The sequence below is a fragment of the Rhodococcus zopfii NBRC 100606 = JCM 9919 genome (assembly GCF_001895025.1).
GTDB classification, from domain to species: Bacteria; Actinomycetota; Actinomycetes; order Mycobacteriales; family Mycobacteriaceae; genus Rhodococcus; species Rhodococcus zopfii.
This window is the reverse complement of sequence record NZ_BCXI01000020.1, coordinates 124,487-139,902: the sequence shown is the minus strand read 5'-3', so window position 1 is coordinate 139,902 and position 15,416 is coordinate 124,487. Positions and strand designations below refer to the sequence as shown.

Here is a 15,416-nt window from a genome sequence, read left to right as displayed (position 1 = left end):
AGGGCCTGCTGCAACACCACCGACGACACCTCACCCAGCCACGACCGCTCGGGAGTCTTCTTCGCCGCGGTGAGGGCTTTCGACAACTCCGCGTCCGTCGGGTACGGCAACCCCGCCCGGCGAGCATGCTCGCGTGCCGCGATAGCGTCGTTGAACACCACCCGTGCGCACCCGAACGCCTGCGCCAGCGCGTTCTGCTGGCCGGGCGTCGGACAGAGGCGGTACCGGTACCGGAGCTGCACACCGCGACCATAACCACAGGGTCCGACACAGTGATCCGACCCCGCCGGGCAGGACGCTCTCCTTGTACGCCACTCGCGAGCCGGTCGAATTCCACGGCGAGAGCCATCACGTGCACCTACCGGTGAACTTCCCACCAACAGGTGCCGTATCGAAGCCGGTGAACTCCCACGAGGGTGTCACACCGCGGCGGATACGGCAGGAGTCCCCCGAGCCGGTCCAGCGGCCCGCCGTGGCATCCCGAGCAGCCGCACACCACCGGCGGGCACATAGACTGCGGTCGGGTTCCTGTGTCGCGGGTTCGGCCGATGGTGCCCGGACCTCGGTCTTGCAGCAGTACATCGAGCACCAGGACCGTCCCGTCCAGGACACATTCGGCCCTGGCGGGCCTCCCGCGTGCGCCTTCACCCCCGCCGTCAACGACGAAGCACTGGCGCACATTCCGGTAGTACGGGACCGCCGCATCGATGTGCCGTGCCGGTCATCACCGGCCCGGCACATCGACCGCGTCACACCCGGCGGGACGGCTCGAACAGCGTGCCCTGGATCAACCGTTTCACGGCGTCGAGGGTCGCGTCGTATTGCGCGGCCGACGCGGACGCCGCCAGTTCGTACATGCCTCGCAGGATCGCGAAGATCGCGTTGGCCGCACCGTCCACGTCGACGTCCGGATCGAGTTCCCCGTCCTGGCGGGCGCCGTCGACGATGCCGACCACCACGGCACGCAACGTGGCGAACAGCGTGTCGGCGTCCTCCCCTAGATGCAGATGTTCGGCGCTCTCGACCCGGATGGCACGATCGAAGGCGACCGCGTACGGATATTCGCGGGTCACCTTGCCGCCCTCGTCGAACAGGGCCATCAGCTTGCCCACGACGCCGTCGGCATCGGTGGCCGCGTCGGCGAGTCGGGGTACCGCGATGTCGGCGAGTTCGCCGAACGTGGCCTTGATGAGCTCGGATTTGTTCGGGAAGTAGTGGTACAGGCTTCCGCTGGTGATCCCCGCGGTACGGGCGATCTCGCGAATCGTCGCCCGCGCGTACCCGACCTCGGCCACGCTGCGCATCGTCGCGGCCAGGATCCGCTGCCGGGTCTCCTCGCCACTCGCCCCGACGGGCCTTCCCAGCGGTGGTCGAGTACTCAAACCTGCGTCTCCCGGCTCGATGGAATCGTTCCGCAGAGCATCCCACACCGAGCCTGCGGCAGTGTTTGTCCCATACCGGCACTCACCGACCCCTTATCGCGTCACTGTGCGAGTCCGAGCTCCATCGCGCGGTCGAACTCGTCGTTGACCAGCACGACGGTGCGTTTCCGGCTGTCGATCATCGACGCGGCGATCGACGATCGATAGCCGGATGCGCAGTGCACCCAGACCTCGCCCTGTGGGACGTCGTCCATGCTGGTCGGCAGGCAGTGGACCGGGATGTTGATCGCCCCATCGAGGTGCGCCTCCTCGAACTCGTTCACCTGGCGTACATCAAGCACGGCGACGTCGCGTTCGGCGAGCGCCTCCGCCAAGGCCGGGAAATCACCGACCCGGTACGAACGCAGCTCGGCACCCGCGACGAGGGTGTGGATCTCGCCCACCGCGGCGCCGTGGAGGTCATCGATGCCGATCCGGACCAGTTCGCGCCGCGCATCGCGGACCTGCTCCTCGTTCTCCCCGATCAGGGTCAGCGGCGCACCCCACCTGTAGAGCCAGCCGAGATACGTCACGAAGGATCCGGACAGTTCGAATCCGAGCGTGCCTCCGAGATGTCCGGCGGCGAACGCGGTGCGCTCGCGCAGATCGACCACCCATTCGCCGGCGTCGATACGTCGATGCAGTTCGACAGGGTCGACCGGTTCGGGCATCGACAGATCGACCGGCGGCGGGCCGGCCCGGTTGATTACCCCCATGTGCGCGTAGTAGGCCGGATACGCGGCGAGCCCGGCGAGCAGCTCGTCGACGTAACTCTGTTCGTCCTGGGTCAGCGCAGGATTGGACGTGCGCTCTCGGCCGATCGTCGACGCGTCGCCGCTGGCCGGGGTCGCCGCACAGAAGCTGCCGAACCCGTGTGTCGGATACACCTTCGTCTCCGACGGCAGTTCGCCGGCGAGGCGCTGCACGGAGTGGTACTGCGCGTGGGTGAGTTCGTCGGTGTGCCCCTTGCCGACCAGGTCGGTGCGTCCGGTGGTACCGAAGAGCATCGATCCGCCGGTGAAGACTCCGACGATGCTGCGGTCGGGGTCGCGCAGTACGTAACTGACGTGGTGATGGGTGTGGCCGGGGGTGTGCATCACCTGCATGTGGATCGGCCCGGCCTCGATGAGGTCGCCGTCGACCACAGCGCGGCGCTCGTATCCGAGATCGTCGCCGGCGGGAACGATGTACTCGGCATCGACGGTGCGGGCGAGTTCGAGGCCACCGGTGACGTAGTCGTTGTGGATGTGGGTCTCGAACACGTGGGTGATCCGCACGCCGTGTTCGGCAGCGAGCTTCAGGATGCGGTCGATGTCGCGCTGCGGGTCGATCACCACGCCCACGTCACCGGCGCTGACCAGATAGCTGCGATCGCCCAAACTGGAGGTTTCGATGATCGACACGTCCATGGTGTGCTCCTTCGTCGACGGACCCGTCGGGACGGATACCCGTGCCGGTAGGGGTAAAACCACGCTGGTCGCTATTGCGGTCACCGCAGGAAGACGGTGTCGACGAGGATGTAGGCGGCGACGGCGAAGACCAGGTACGCAAACCACCGCTGGAGCCTGTCGGTGTCCGCTCGGGTGCCCAGGTGACCGGCGATCAGCGAACCGGCGATCGCCGTGCCCGCGAACGCGGCCGTGATCGCCCAGTCGATACTCGTGCCGCTCAGGTGCGACAGCAGCCCGGCAGCGGAGTTCGCGACGATGATCACCAGCGAAGTGCCCACCGCGACGGACATTTCGATCCCGAGCATCAGCACCAGAGCCGGGATTATGAGAAATCCACCGCCGGCCCCGAACAAGCCGGTCAGGAATCCCACCGCGAGCCCGGCGGGTATTGCGCGCGGCGCGCATCGTCGCCAGTTGATCCCGGATCCTTCGGTGCTGCACGCTGTTCCGGTGTCGCCGCGGTCGATGAGCATCCGTGTGCCGGCTGCCACCATGACCACGGCGAAGCCGATCAGCAGCGCGGACTCGGGGATCAGTCGTCCGACGGAGCTGCCGGCGAACGTGGCCGGAATTCCGGCTGCGGTAAACACCGCCGCGAGCCGCCATTCGATCTGGCGCGCACGCAGTTTCGGGAGGGCACCGACCGCCGACGCGACGCCGACCACGATCAGCGAGATGGGTATCGCCTGTTCGATGCCCAGCCCGGCACCATACACCAGAGCGGGCACGGCGAGGATCGACCCGCCGCCACCGAGCAACCCGAGCAGCACCCCGATCACCACGCCGAGACCGAGCGTGATCACCCAGATCATGCCCTTCCTCCCTCGGTGCGCCCGGAACGATCACGCCCGGGCCCGTTCGCGGGCCGGACGCGGCGGTACCCACCGATCGGCCGAGTGCATCTCTCAGCGGTACCCGGTCGTGGCGGGATCAACCCGGATACGTGCAGTGCCGGGTAGGCTACGCCGGTGACCACGGGCGCTCCGGTCAGGTGCGGCCCTCGCCCGTCAGCCCAGCGGGTTGCCGACGATGTTCGAGACGATGCCCCGAATGATGCCGGTGCCGTCCTCGGTGCGCAGTTCGTCGTACCAGGCCCGGGTGATCTCGGGGTCCTTCGCGTGGGTGACATCGGAGCGCTTGCGGGCACGCAGCACCAGTTCACCCGCGCGGGCGGTCCTGCGGTTCTGGTACCGGACGAGGGCATCCTCGACGCCGAGCGTGTTGGTCTGCAGTGCGATGGCCAGCACGACGGCGTCCTCCATCGCGGAGCAGCCGCCCTGACCGATATCGGGGGTGGTGTTGTGCCCGGCGTCGCCGAGCAATGCCACCCGGCCTTTCACCCATGTGTCGAACGGGTCGATGTCGAAGATCTCCACCCGGTTGACCGCGAACGGATCGAGCATGGAGATGAGCTTGTGCACCTGCGGCGCCCAGTCGGAGAAGTGCTCACCGAGTACCTCTTTCGCCCGGGACCGTTCGTAGTCGACCCCGACGGGCAGCGGGACGTCGAAGAAGAAGTAGAAGCGGCCGCCGGCGATCGGCATGAGGGACACGCGTTTGCCGTCCCCGACATAGGTCGTCCACTGCGTGGCCGGCGCGATGGTCTCGTCGATGTCGACGAGACCGTTGAAGTTGACGTAACCCGCGTAGCGACGTTCGACTGGTTCTGTGAGCACGTAGTCCCGGGTCCGGGACCTCGCCCCGTCCGCGCCGATGAGGATGTCGCCGGTGGCGGTGCTGCCGTCCTCGAAGCGGGCGGTCACGGCGCTGCCGTCGTCGACGAGGTCCACCATGCGCATTCCGAACCGGATGTGTTCGAAGCCCAACTCGTCCATCAGCATCGCTTGGAGCTCGGCGCGTGACACCGGGTAGGGCCGTTGCCCGACCTGCTCTACGACCGGCCGCAGGCTGAACTCGGTCATCGTGTCACCGGTGAACCCGTCCCGGTAGGCCATGGTCTCCATCTGCCCGCCGAGTGCGGCCACCTGCCGCTCGAGCCCGAGATAGTTCAGGCACTTGACACCGTTGGACCACAACGAGATCGCCGCGCCGACCGGCTTGTTCTCGACCACCTGCTCATACACCTCGACGTCCCAGCCGATGCGCCGCAAGGCGATTCCCGCAGTGAGTCCGCCCATTCCGGCGCCGATGATGATGGCCTTCACTCGTACTGCTCCTCACGTCGACTACCGGATCACCGTATGGCGCTTCTGTAACACCGTTTCGACGCGCGTTTCACGGACGTGTTACGCCCCTGCTCGAAGTCGAGGGAGTCCGACAAGCGGCGGGAATCCGGCCTCGCGCTACCGGGCCGCGACCGCGGTGCGCATGACTTCGAGCGCCTCCTGCTCGCGATCTCGCGGATCCCCATCGTCGCCGCCATCTTGATGCTGCTGTCGAAGAACGCCGGCAGCACCGGCACCGGATTCGCGCTGGGCTGGGTCGTGGGGATCTTCGCGGCCACGGCATCGTCACGCTGCTGTCCGGGGCTCTCGACACCTCGGATTCGGACGGATCGAGCGGACACTTCCGGCGTGTTTCCTCGTACCGTGCTTCGCCGTCCTCTCCTCGGCGGACGACGCCGGTCAGCTCCCTTTCCCAATCGTGCCCGGCCTCGAGCCCGTCGATGACGTTCTTCATCGTCTCCGGTAGCGCGTCATACGCGGCAGTCATGCTCGACCAGAGCGTATCGCCGCCGCAACCGGATACGGATGCACGTCGCACTGCTCGGCGGGGCCGCGCCGCGCAGGTGATCGTGGTTCCCGGCAAGATAGTCAGTGCCGTGAAGTAGCAACTGCTTCCGACGGACGATCCCCCGGTGCACAGGATGCACCGGGGTCTCGTCGTCTGTGCGCTGGGTCCACCGAGGCGCTTCGCGTTCAGGGCTCTGCCGAAGCGCTCAGGGATTCTTGTGCTCGATCTTCTCGAACTCGGCCACCTCGCCCTCATCGTGTGCGCGCTCCTGCGCCTCCTTCACCTCGAGCTGCTTGGCGACCGCATCCTTGAGGGAGACCTTGGCGGGCTCGGCGGCCTTCTTCTGCGCGGCTTCCTGCTCGGCGGCGGCCCGCTCATGCGCCCGACGGAGTTCGGCGTCCGCCGCACGCTTCTCTGCCGCGGCCTGGGCATCGAGTTTCTCCGCGCGCTTCACCGCGTCGGCGCGTTCGGTGGCGAGCGCCCCGCGCGTGGCGATCTCCTGGTCGTCGAGCACGCTGCCGACGATGCCGTCCAGCATGCCCAGCCCCCGCTCGTACATCAGGCGCGGCGGGGCGTCGGTGGGCAGGAACCTCAACTGCTGTTCGACCAACCCGAGGGGGAACCGGGCGATCTTGTACTGCAGTCGCAGGACGATCTTGGGCAGGGTGGTGAGGTTCATGGGCGAAATCTCCAGCTTCGATGGGGGTACAGCTCCGGTGGGGAATGTCGGTGGTGTTCGTCAGCGATCCGGAGTGTCGGTCAGCGTCCGATCGAGGGCTTCGGCCTTGCGGCGTTGCTCGTCGGCCTCGAGACGTGCGCGTTCGGCGTCGTGGGAGGCGCGACAGTGGTCCTCGTCGGCGGCTGCGACCTCCGCAGCGACATCCGTGACTTGGGCGTTCTCCTCGCGGCGTGCCTGCCGTTCGGCAGCCGTGGCCTCACCGGCCGCGTGGACTGTTCCCGGACCACGTTCTCCTGGAATTCGAGTTCGGCGGCCTGCTTGCGGACCCGCGCCTCTCGCTCGGCCTGCGACTCGGCGGCCTCGGTCCGCTGCTGCACGGCCTCGCGTTCCTGCTGTCCGGCTTCGCGCACGGCGTCGAGTTGTTCGACCGCCTCCTCGCTCTCGGCTTCTGCCATGTGGGAGAGGGTGTCGGCCTTCCCGTTCTGCCGGGCCTGCTCCTGGTCGAGGCAGCCTTCGGTAGTGAGGGAATCGTTGCCGGTCAGAGCTCGGGCGACCTCCTTCGCCTTGCCGATCACGGTCTGCTTCAACCCGAGGCGCACTGTCGGCTGCGCTGTCTTCGGCCACGGTCATCTCCTTCCGTACGGGATACAAAAGGGACGGCCCCACGGGAAGGGGTAGCCCGGCGCGGTGGGCTTCAATCCTCGAGAGGCTCGAGAGGGTGGATGTGCGCGCCGACGAAGTCGACGACGACCCGCGACCTGCCAGCGATGAATCCCAGTTCTCGCAGAGCTTGCAGCGGCGAGCGGCCGCAGCAGCCCTCGTCGACCAGATGGCAAGCGAAAGCACCAGTCTGTACGAGAATTTCACAACCCCTGGCTGGCCGAGCATGTCTTGAACACCAAGGTGTGTCCCAGCGCTCAGCGAGCGCACTGCCCGCCCGTTGTGTCCCGGGAGTTTCGCCAACGTCACCGCTGATCAGGGACGCTGCCGACTAGGCTCGACGCCGTGAGCGTGCGTGCAGGAATCGTCGTAACCGGGACCGAGGTACTAACCGGAAGGATCGCCGACCAGAACGGACCGTGGTTGTCCCATCAGCTCCTGACACTCGGCGTCGACGTCGCCCACATCACGATCTGCGGCGACCGGCCCGCCGACCTGATCGCACAACTGCGCTTCCTCGCCGATCAGGGCGTCGACCTGATCGTGACCAGCGGTGGGCTCGGCCCCACCGCCGACGACCTCACCGTCGCTACCGTTGCCGAGTTCTGCAATCGCGAGCTACTGCTCGACCCCGAACTCGAAGAACACATCGCGGGTGTCATCCGGCGCTACCGCCCGCACACCCCGGACCTCGACGCAGGGCCGACGCGTATCGGGATCCGCAAGCAGGCACAGGTTCCCACCGGTGCCACCGCCCTACCGCCGACCGGCACAGCGCCGGGGGTGGTCATCCCCGCAGTAACCGGTGACCGGCCGATCCCGACCATCGTCATCCTGCCCGGGCCGCCCGGAGAGCTGCAGGCGATGTGGCCCCGCGCGGTCACCTCACCTGCCGTCGCCGATGTACTGTCCCGAGCCGACGACCTGCAGCAGGAAACCGTGCGCGCCTACGGATTGCACGAGGCACAACTCGCCGAGACACTGCGCCGGGCCGAAGCAGAGATCGCCGACCTCGACCGACTCGAGATCACCACATGTCTTCGACACGGTGAACTCGACATGGTGACCCGATTCGCCTCCGGCGACGCGGACCTCTATCGCCGCCTTCTCGGTGTTCTCACCGAACACCATGGGCGCCGGATCTTCTCGACCGACGGCTCCACCATCGAAGACCAGCTGGTCGACGTCCTCGACGGCCGGTCGATCGCGACTGCGGAGTCGTGCACCGGCGGACTCATCGCTGCGCGTCTGACCGCACGCCCCGGGTCGACGGCCTATGTCATGGGTGGCGTCGTCTCGTACTCCAACGACGCCAAGTCCGACCTGATCGGCGTACCGGCCGAGATGATCGCCGCGCACGGCGCGGTGAGCGAACAGGTCGCCGCAGCTATGGCCGAGGGCGCCCGACGCCGTCTCAAAGCCGACGTCGCGGTCTCCACCACCGGGATCGCCGGTCCCGGCGGTGGCACCGACACCAAACCAGTGGGCAAAGTCTGCTTCGGCGTCGCGATCGACGGACGACCGACCTACACCATCACCCGCCACTTCCCCGGCGACCGCGAACGGGTCCGAACCCTCACCACCACGGCCGCACTGCATCTCGTTGTCGCACAACTCGAACGAGGTTGAGACCGAATCCGCGCCACCCATTGCTGCGGCCAAGGCGGCAGCAGCCGACGCACCCGCTTGCCCGTGAGAGTGCGCGGAGCCCGTCGACGAACACAAGTCCGCGTGGCAGATCGTCTTCCCGCAATCGCACCACCACCCGGCCGCGGGTATATCCAGGCTTTTGCACTGGTCGACAAGGGCCTTCGCGTCTGCGCGATGCCAGTAGGCACCGTCGTATTCGATTGCCACCGTCCGTCCCTGGTACTCGACGCTGATGTCCGTCGTCCACGACGGGCGGAAGATGAACGCCTCGTGCTTGATGGTGACGTTCTACCGACCGTTTCAGAATGACTTCCGCAGTCGCCTCAACCCTCGCCCGCAGCGACTGTCGATGGTGTCGACCGGTCCGGTCAGACGGGTGCCGAAGGGACTTCTGTGCTCGGCCCACGTGTGGTCGGTCGTTTCGGGCTATCGGGGTCTATTTCCGTGCCGATGGCGACATGGGCTGGATCCACCGGGACACGGGATTCGGCGCAGTCGTGGTCGTTTGCGTCGGTCTCGACGCGATTCGATTCCCCGGAAGCTGAGGCAGCGTGCGTGGCGGACACGTCGGTGGGTTCGGGGTAGGGGCTGGTTCGACATCGAACAGCGTGAGCTGTTTGTTGATTCGGCATATCGGGGCTCCGCGAGGATCCACATGAGGGTGTGGCGGCGTCCTGTCCGCGCACGGTGATCGAAGACGCCGGACGGGAGAGGCTCGCGGAGCAGTGTCCCGCAACCAACGGTGGGAGTCCGGTTGGTTGCGGAATCACTCCTCTTCTTCGATGACGTGGACCGCGGCTTCCTCTGCCGACGCCGCTCCCCCGTCGATTCCGACGTCCCCGGCCCACAGTTCGGGATCGTCGTCGACGCCGACGCCCTCGTCGGATGCCACCAGGCGGCCGGCGCGCCGACCGCCGACCTCGCCCAGGTAGCGCTCCCCGGGTTCCACCGCGTCGACGTCCGGTTCCGCGGTGTCGAACGCGGGGTCCGGTTCCTCGGCCGCGACCCGGTGAGCGAGGCTGCCGCCGTAACGCACCTCCTCACCGGTCGCCGCGGTCGCGTTCATCGCCAGCGGTCGCTCCGGTGGCGAGTAGCCCTCGTCGAGCATGTCGGCGACACCGCGGTCGTCGAGCGTGTCCGCGGGTTGAAGCTGGTTGTCCTCGTCGACGCTGTACTCACCGCCGTACTCGTCGTCGCGTGCGTCGTCGCTGTTCATGAGTCCAACGATGCCCCCACGACCGGCCTTGTGCATGCGGATCGGTATCGAATAGCCAGGGATACGCCCCACGATCCCGGGGTACACGTCAGGATGAGACGCAACCCACCACGGGAGGAAGCATGATCCTTCGCCGAATCGCCCGCCCGATGCTCGCATCGATCTTTATCGCCGGGGGCATCGACGCCCTGCGCAATCCGTCGGGGAAGGCCGGCGCGGCCCAACCCGGCCTCGACCAGGCCCTGGCAATGCTGCCGAACTCGGTCACCGACCGGATCCCCGACAATCCGGAAATGCTCGTGCGGATCAACGCCGGAGTACAGGTCGGTGCCGGTGCGCTGCTCGCCGTCGGCAAGGCACCCCGGGCTGCGTCGCTGGTTCTGGCCGGCACGCTGGTTCCCACAACGGTCGCGGGACACGACTTCTGGAACGTCGACGATCCCAGCACCCGAGCAATGCAACGCACACAGTTCCTCAAGAACGTCAGCCTGCTCGGTGGCCTGCTCATCGCCGCCGCCGACACCGAAGGCAAGCCGTCGCTGGGATGGCGGGGACGTCGCGCCGCCCGGCAGGCTCAGGAGAAGGTCGCTGCAGTGTTGCCGAGTCACGCCGCCGACAACAAGGATGCGCTCGGCGAGGGCCTGCACGCGGTCGGCGAACGTGTCCGTGCCCTGACCGGGGATGCCGCCGAACTCGCCGAATCCGCCCGCGGCCACGGCAGCCAGCTCCTCGAAGTCGCGAAGGACCGCGCCCCGGACATCGCCGAAACCGCGCGGGAGCGCGGTGCCGTACTCGCCGAGATCGCCCGCGAACGCGGCGCCGAGCTCGCCGAAGTCGCCCGCGAACGCGGCGCGGAACTCGCCGAAATCGCCCGCGAACGCAGCGCCGAGCTCGCCGAAGTCGCCCGCGAACGCGGACCCGTGCTTGCGGACTCCGCGCGCGAACACGGAGTCCGTTGGTGGGAGTCGGCGCGCGAACACGGGTCCGAATGGGCACACGTCGCCGAGGAGCAGGCCGTCCAGCGGGGCCGGGAAGCGCGAGCGAAGGCCGAGGAGGCGCTCGAGCGGCGGCATCGGATGGCCGGCTGAGGACCGGCTGGTTCTGCGCGGCTCCGCGGACGGCACTAGACTTCTCGGGCAATTCTGTCGACGCCTGCACCATGCGCCGGCACAGCACGACCCCGAGGAGACCCTTTGCCGTCCGACGGCCTGCCCCATCCTGATCACGAGCGTGAGCAGGCTTACCTGTCAATGCTGTACGGGCACCTGGATTCGTTGCGTGAGTACGCGCAGACGCGGCTCGGTCGCGTGCTGCTCGAGACCGGCGGCACGCCGCAGGCACGCAGTGAACGCGAGTCGTTCACGCAGATGTACACCGAGGACATCGCCAAGTACGACGCCGCCGAGCACGGACTGTGTTTCGGCCGCATCGACGTCCGCGACACCGGCACGAACGGTTCCGGCCCGGGTGATGTCGACGCAGGTAATTCGGACGGGCTCGACGACACCGAGGTTCGGTACATCGGTCGTCTCGGAATCCTCGACGAGGGCAACGACTTCGAGCCACTGCTGCTGGACTGGCGGGCGCCGCTGGCGCGCCCGTTCTACCTCGCGACCCCCGCGGCACCGGAAGGCGTGATCCGCCGCCGTCACATCCGCAGCCGCGGGCGCGCCGTGACCGCCCTGAACGACGAGTACCTCGATCTCGAGGTCGCGCAGTCCCACGGCACCACCACGCCGACGGGCGGGGTCGCGGGCGAGTCGGCGCTGCTCGCCGCCCTGAACGCGGCGCGCACCGGTCAGATGCACGACATCGTCGCCACGATCCAGTCCGAGCAGGACTCCATCATCCGGTCCGAACACCGGAGCGTCCTCGTCGTCCAGGGTGGTCCGGGCACCGGCAAGACCGCGGTCGCCCTGCACCGGGCGGCCTATCTGCTGTACACGTACCGCAAGCAGCTGGCGAAGGCCGGTGTGCTCATCGTCGGCCCGAACTCGACGTTTCTCGACTACATCGGTCAGGTGCTGCCGTCACTCGGCGAGACCGGTGTGCTGCTCTCCACGATCGGCGACCTGTATCCGGGTGTGCGGGCCGAGCTCGAGGACGAGCTGGTCACCGGCGAGATCAAGGGTTCGCTCGACATGGTCGACGTGCTCAAGAAGGCGGTGCGGGACCGGCAGGAGGTGCCGGCCCAGCCGGTGCCGCTGATGTTCGACTCGTACCGGATCACCCTCGACCGCAAGATCGTCACCCGGGCACGGGGCCGGGCCCGGTCGTCGCGGCGACCGCACAACCTCGCCCGTCCGATCTTCGTGTCGGCGGTGATCGAGGCGCTCGCCGATCAGCTCGCGGCGCTGATCGGCACCGATCCGGTGGGCGGCGGGAATCTGCTCAGTCGCGACGACATCGCCGACATCCGCTCGGAGATGCGGGCCGATCCGGACATCATCGCGGCGATCGACGCACTGTGGCCGCAGCTGACCCCGCAGCAGGTCCTCACGGATCTGCTCGCGTCCCGGGACCGGCTCGCGATGGCAGCGCCGGCGCTGACCACACAACAGATCGATCTGCTGCACCGGCCGCGGTCGCGCGGCCGGTTCAGTGCCGCCGACGCGCCGCTGCTCGACGAATTGGCCGAGTTGCTCGGCGTCGACGATGCCGCGGACCGGGAACGTGCGGCGCGGCGATGGCGTCGGCAGATCGCCGACGCCCAGGGCGCGCTGGACATTCTCACCGGTTCGGCACCTCAGGATCTCGAGGACGACCTCGATCCCGAACTGCTGATGGCCTACGACCTGATCGACGCCACACAATTGGCCGAGCGGCAGGATCTGCGTCGGCACGAGACCACCGCCGAGCGCGCCGCCGGGGACCGCACCTGGACCTACGGTCACGTCATCGTCGACGAGGCGCAGGAACTGTCGGAGATGGCATGGCGAATGCTGATGCGGCGCATCCCCAATCGGTGGATGACCGTGGTCGGGGACACCGCGCAGACCGGGGACCCGGCGGGCAGTTCGTCGTGGCAGCGGATCCTCGAACCGTATGTGGCGAACCGGTGGCGGAAGGCGGAGCTGACCGTCAACTACCGAACCCCGGCGGAGATCATGCGGGTCGCGCATACGGTTCTCGCCGCGATCGACCCGGAGCAGGTGCCCCCGCGGTCGGTGCGCGAGTCCGGGTTCGCGCCGTGGGCACGACACGTCGACGCCGGGGAACTTGCCGAGACAGTGCAGCAGACGCTCGCCGCGCACGACGGCCCCGGATTGATCGCGGTGATCGTGCCGCATCGTCTGGCCGGCGAATGGGCACATCTCGAAGGGGCGTCGGTGCGCGTGGCGACGGTTCGGGACGTGAAGGGACTCGAGTTCGACGAGGTGCTCCTCGTCGAACCCGGCGACATCCTCGCCGAGTCACCGCGCGGCCTCAACGATCTCTACGTGGCGTTGACCCGGGCGACGCAGCGTCTGGGTGTGTTGCACTCATCGGCGCTCCCGGAGGTGCTCGACGGACTGCACGCTCCCGCCGAGTGCTGATCTCTCCGCGTCGCTTTGGCGGGTCCGGCATCGAAGTTTCGAGATCGTTTCGCGACTCCGGCACGGTAGGTTGCGAGCGAACCTGCGGCGGGATGCGTGAGGAGGCACGGTGGTAGGCAATGCGAGCTGGTACGGGCCGAGGCGCGGCACGTGTCGTCCTGCACCGATGCTGCTGATGGTCGCTGCCGCCGCGAGTGCGGTGGCATGTTCGTCGGCGACCGCCTCGGACGGTGCCGGGGGATCGTCGGCGCCGGCCGCCGCCTCGTCCATCGTGTCGACCACGGCCGAACCTCCGTTGCTCGACGAGCGGGGCGTGCGGTTCAAGGAGGCGCTCGGTGAGTCGGGTCTCGCGTCCGGGCTCACCGACGGAACGGTGCTGGCGGTCGCTCGGGGGTTGTGTGATCAGGTGGACGCGGGAGTCCCCGAGGAGACGATCCTCGCCACGATCCGGCCGATCGCGGCGTATGCGGCGTCGGTGTCCGGAACGGCATTGTCGGACGACGACGCGGCGCGGCGGTTTCTGGACATCGCGGTCCGCATCTACTGCTGACACCCGCTGCTGCTGACACCGCCCGCCCCGGACGAGCCGGGACGGGCGGGTCGGTCAGCCGATCAGCGGACGGTGTGGACGATCAGGACATCGGACGTCGACTTGCGGGCGACATCCGAGGGAACCGAGCCGAGGAGTCGGCCGGTGATGGTGTTCAAGCCGCGGTTGCCGATGACGATCAGGTCGGCATCGAGTTCGTCGACGAGGGCGAGCAGCGACTCGACAGGGGCTCCGACGACGGCGCGTTCGACGACGTTCTTCGCTCCGGCCACCACGGCCTTCTCACGGGCGGTGCGCAGGATCTCGTTGCTCGGCGCGGATCCCGTGACCTGGTACGCATCGGCGCCGAGTACGTCGGCGGCGTGTGCGGTGTCCTTCGGATCTGCCGGGTAGTACGCGCACGCGATGACGAGGGTGGCCTCGGAGTCCCCGGCGAGAGCGGCTGCCTTCTCCACGGCCCGGTACGACGATTCGGATCCGTCGGTTCCGACGACAATGGTCCGGTAGGCACTCATTCAATCCTCCATCGATATGGGTACACGGTTCCGGTCGAGGTGGTCTCGATTCGACGCCCCCCGACGGCTGCGTCGACAGTAACCGGCCGACCGGTACGGATGGTGCGATTGGGGCAGATACCACAGCTGGGGCGGCGTCCGCCGGGAACCACTCACAGCAGTTGACGTTACCGCACGTCACCGTAACGTGGACCGAACAGCGCCGCGGGGAAGAGGCCCGAGTCGATGACCGTGTCACGCCACGGCAACGCCAGGTCGAGGAGCCGCTCGACACCCGATTCCCCGACCGCATCCCACGGCGCGGCCGCGAGGTCGTCGGTCAGGTCCTCGACGAGCTCGCGGACCTCGAACCCCTCGTCTGTCAGCTCGCCCCGGGCGTCGAGCAGTCCCCGCTGCCGCAGCGCGGCCGCGCCGTCCGCCCATTCGTCGTCGGTCCAGCCGCGACGGCTACGTGCGAACTGCTCGGAGAACCCGATGCCGCTGGCGGTGTGGGTGATCAGCGCCTCCAGTCCGCTCAGGCCCGCCGTCTGCAGCGCCGCCACGTGGCCGTCGCCGCGGTACTCGCGCAGCAGCGTGAGGGCATGCCACAACACCAGGTGCGGGGACTCGGGCCACGGCAGATCCGCGTGCGCGGCGTACAGCGGTCGCCCATCCGGTCCGGGGATCGCGCGGGCGGCGCCGGCGGCGAGTTCCGCGGCCTCCGCCAGCTCCGACGAGGCAATCGTGTCGGCGCCGAGGAGCCGTCGCAGCGCGGCATCGACACCGGCGACGCGCGCGGCTGCGACGTGCCCCGGAGCCGCATCCCGCCACGCCGCCGGGATCACCGACGCCACCAGACGAGGACTGAAGCTGTAGAAGACAGCAGTCACGACCCCGGCACCGACCGCGCCGAGCGCTGCGGACCGGGACGCGAAGTAGCGGGCGCGACCGGGCGCGAGGCCGGCCGCGGCGAGCGCGTCGTCGACCTCGGGCGCGAAGTAGGCGAGCGAGTGCAGCAGGTCGAGGGAGCGGGCGGCGCGCCCGGAGGTGTGGGGATCCATGTGC

Annotated in this window: 14 protein-coding genes and 3 pseudogenes; 6 read left to right on the top strand and 11 right to left on the bottom strand. The window is 68.2% G+C overall.

Annotation, left to right across the window (positions count from 1 at the left end):
- Window positions 1-242, bottom strand: a 242-nt coding sequence (locus tag RZ1_RS15525; protein WP_169917969.1) for a helix-turn-helix domain-containing protein, incomplete at its 3' end; no start/stop codon positions are given.
- Here RZ1_RS15525 and RZ1_RS31785 point away from each other — a divergent pair.
- A pseudogene (locus RZ1_RS31785) lies at window positions 164-580 on the top strand (transposase); the annotation flags it as partial. The gene RZ1_RS15525 and the pseudogene RZ1_RS31785 sit on opposite strands and share 79 nt — an antisense overlap.
- Before the next feature lie 169 nt (window positions 581-749).
- Here RZ1_RS31785 and RZ1_RS15515 read toward each other — a convergent pair.
- The 4 genes from RZ1_RS15515 to hpxO all read right to left on the bottom strand — a co-directional run bounded on the left by RZ1_RS15515 (window position 750) and on the right by hpxO (window position 5,037).
- Window positions 750-1,382, bottom strand: coding sequence for a TetR/AcrR family transcriptional regulator (locus tag RZ1_RS15515; protein WP_072813191.1), 633 nt, complete (start codon window positions 1,380-1,382; stop codon window positions 750-752).
- A gap of 101 nt (window positions 1,383-1,483) precedes the next feature.
- A complete protein-coding gene (locus tag RZ1_RS15510; protein WP_072813189.1) occupies window positions 1,484-2,830 on the bottom strand; it encodes an MBL fold metallo-hydrolase in 1,347 nt (448 codons plus the stop codon).
- An 80-nt stretch (window positions 2,831-2,910) separates the two neighbouring features.
- Window positions 2,911-3,684, bottom strand: a complete 774-nt coding sequence (locus RZ1_RS15505) for a sulfite exporter TauE/SafE family protein (RefSeq protein ID WP_072813187.1) — start codon at window positions 3,682-3,684, stop codon at window positions 2,911-2,913.
- A gap of 195 nt (window positions 3,685-3,879) precedes the next feature.
- Window positions 3,880-5,037, bottom strand: a complete 1,158-nt coding sequence (gene hpxO / locus RZ1_RS15500) for an FAD-dependent urate hydroxylase HpxO (RefSeq protein WP_072813185.1) — start codon at window positions 5,035-5,037, stop codon at window positions 3,880-3,882.
- Window positions 5,038-5,217: 180 nt separating this feature from the next.
- Here hpxO and RZ1_RS31375 point away from each other — a divergent pair.
- Window positions 5,218-5,393, top strand: a pseudogene (locus RZ1_RS31375) (GAP family protein); the annotation flags it as partial.
- An 86-nt stretch (window positions 5,394-5,479) separates the two neighbouring features.
- Here RZ1_RS31375 and RZ1_RS31880 read toward each other — a convergent pair.
- The 3 genes and pseudogenes from RZ1_RS31880 to RZ1_RS15485 all read right to left on the bottom strand — a co-directional run.
- Window positions 5,480-5,545, bottom strand: a pseudogene (locus tag RZ1_RS31880) (hypothetical protein); the annotation flags it as partial.
- Window positions 5,546-5,771: 226 nt separating this feature from the next.
- On the bottom strand, window positions 5,772-6,245 hold the full coding sequence (locus RZ1_RS15490; RefSeq protein ID WP_072813183.1) for an IF2 family translation initiation factor: 474 nt from the start codon (window positions 6,243-6,245) through the stop codon (window positions 5,772-5,774).
- 80 nt (window positions 6,246-6,325) lie between these two features.
- Complete coding sequence (locus tag RZ1_RS15485; protein WP_238071655.1) at window positions 6,326-6,832, bottom strand: hypothetical protein; 507 nt, start codon at window positions 6,830-6,832, stop codon at window positions 6,326-6,328.
- A gap of 418 nt (window positions 6,833-7,250) precedes the next feature.
- Here RZ1_RS15485 and RZ1_RS15480 point away from each other — a divergent pair, with 418 nt between their 5' ends.
- Window positions 7,251-8,534: a competence/damage-inducible protein A gene (locus RZ1_RS15480; protein ID WP_072813181.1), complete on the top strand. Its 1,284-nt coding sequence runs from the start codon at window positions 7,251-7,253 to the stop codon at window positions 8,532-8,534.
- Between the two features lie 787 nt (window positions 8,535-9,321).
- Here the strand turns inward: RZ1_RS15480 and RZ1_RS15475 are convergent.
- Window positions 9,322-9,771, bottom strand: a complete 450-nt coding sequence (locus RZ1_RS15475) for a DUF5709 domain-containing protein (protein ID WP_072813225.1) — start codon at window positions 9,769-9,771, stop codon at window positions 9,322-9,324.
- Between the two features lie 122 nt (window positions 9,772-9,893).
- Between RZ1_RS15475 and RZ1_RS15470 the strand changes: the two genes are divergently transcribed.
- The 3 genes from RZ1_RS15470 to RZ1_RS31365 all read left to right on the top strand — a co-directional run bounded on the left by RZ1_RS15470 (window position 9,894) and on the right by RZ1_RS31365 (window position 13,857).
- Window positions 9,894-10,859 carry a DoxX family protein gene (locus RZ1_RS15470; RefSeq protein WP_072813179.1) on the top strand — a complete coding sequence of 322 codons (966 nt, stop codon included), beginning with the start codon at window positions 9,894-9,896 and terminating at the stop codon, window positions 10,857-10,859.
- Between the two features lie 105 nt (window positions 10,860-10,964).
- Complete coding sequence (locus RZ1_RS15465; RefSeq protein WP_505358096.1) at window positions 10,965-13,307, top strand: HelD family protein; 2,343 nt, start codon at window positions 10,965-10,967, stop codon at window positions 13,305-13,307.
- A gap of 109 nt (window positions 13,308-13,416) precedes the next feature.
- A complete protein-coding gene (locus RZ1_RS31365; protein WP_238071654.1) occupies window positions 13,417-13,857 on the top strand; it encodes a DUF732 domain-containing protein in 441 nt (146 codons plus the stop codon).
- A 62-nt stretch (window positions 13,858-13,919) separates the two neighbouring features.
- Here the strand turns inward: RZ1_RS31365 and RZ1_RS15455 are convergent, their stop codons facing one another.
- Both RZ1_RS15455 and RZ1_RS15450 read right to left on the bottom strand, forming a co-directional pair.
- Window positions 13,920-14,372: a universal stress protein gene (locus RZ1_RS15455; protein ID WP_072813176.1), complete on the bottom strand. Its 453-nt coding sequence runs from the start codon at window positions 14,370-14,372 to the stop codon at window positions 13,920-13,922.
- Between the two features lie 167 nt (window positions 14,373-14,539).
- A complete protein-coding gene (locus RZ1_RS15450; protein WP_072813174.1) occupies window positions 14,540-15,412 on the bottom strand; it encodes an SCO6745 family protein in 873 nt (290 codons plus the stop codon).
- Window positions 15,413-15,416: the final 4 nt, after the last annotated feature.

Bases quoted from the DNA above. Each gene is read 5' to 3' on its own strand.
- RZ1_RS15510 (WP_072813189.1), bottom strand. From the start codon at position 2,830: ATGGACGTGTCGATCATCGAAACCTCCAGTTTGGGCGATCGCAGCTAT.
- RZ1_RS15505 (WP_072813187.1), bottom strand. From the start codon at position 3,684: ATGATCTGGGTGATCACGCTCGGTCTCGGCGTGGTGATCGGGGTGCTG.
- RZ1_RS15490 (WP_072813183.1), bottom strand. From the start codon at position 6,245: ATGAACCTCACCACCCTGCCCAAGATCGTCCTGCGACTGCAGTACAAG.
- RZ1_RS15475 (WP_072813225.1), bottom strand. From the start codon at position 9,771: ATGAACAGCGACGACGCACGCGACGACGAGTACGGCGGTGAGTACAGC.
- RZ1_RS15470 (WP_072813179.1), top strand. From the start codon at position 9,894: ATGATCCTTCGCCGAATCGCCCGCCCGATGCTCGCATCGATCTTTATC.
- RZ1_RS15455 (WP_072813176.1), bottom strand. From the start codon at position 14,372: ATGAGTGCCTACCGGACCATTGTCGTCGGAACCGACGGATCCGAATCG.
- RZ1_RS15450 (WP_072813174.1), bottom strand. From the start codon at position 15,412: ATGGATCCCCACACCTCCGGGCGCGCCGCCCGCTCCCTCGACCTGCTG.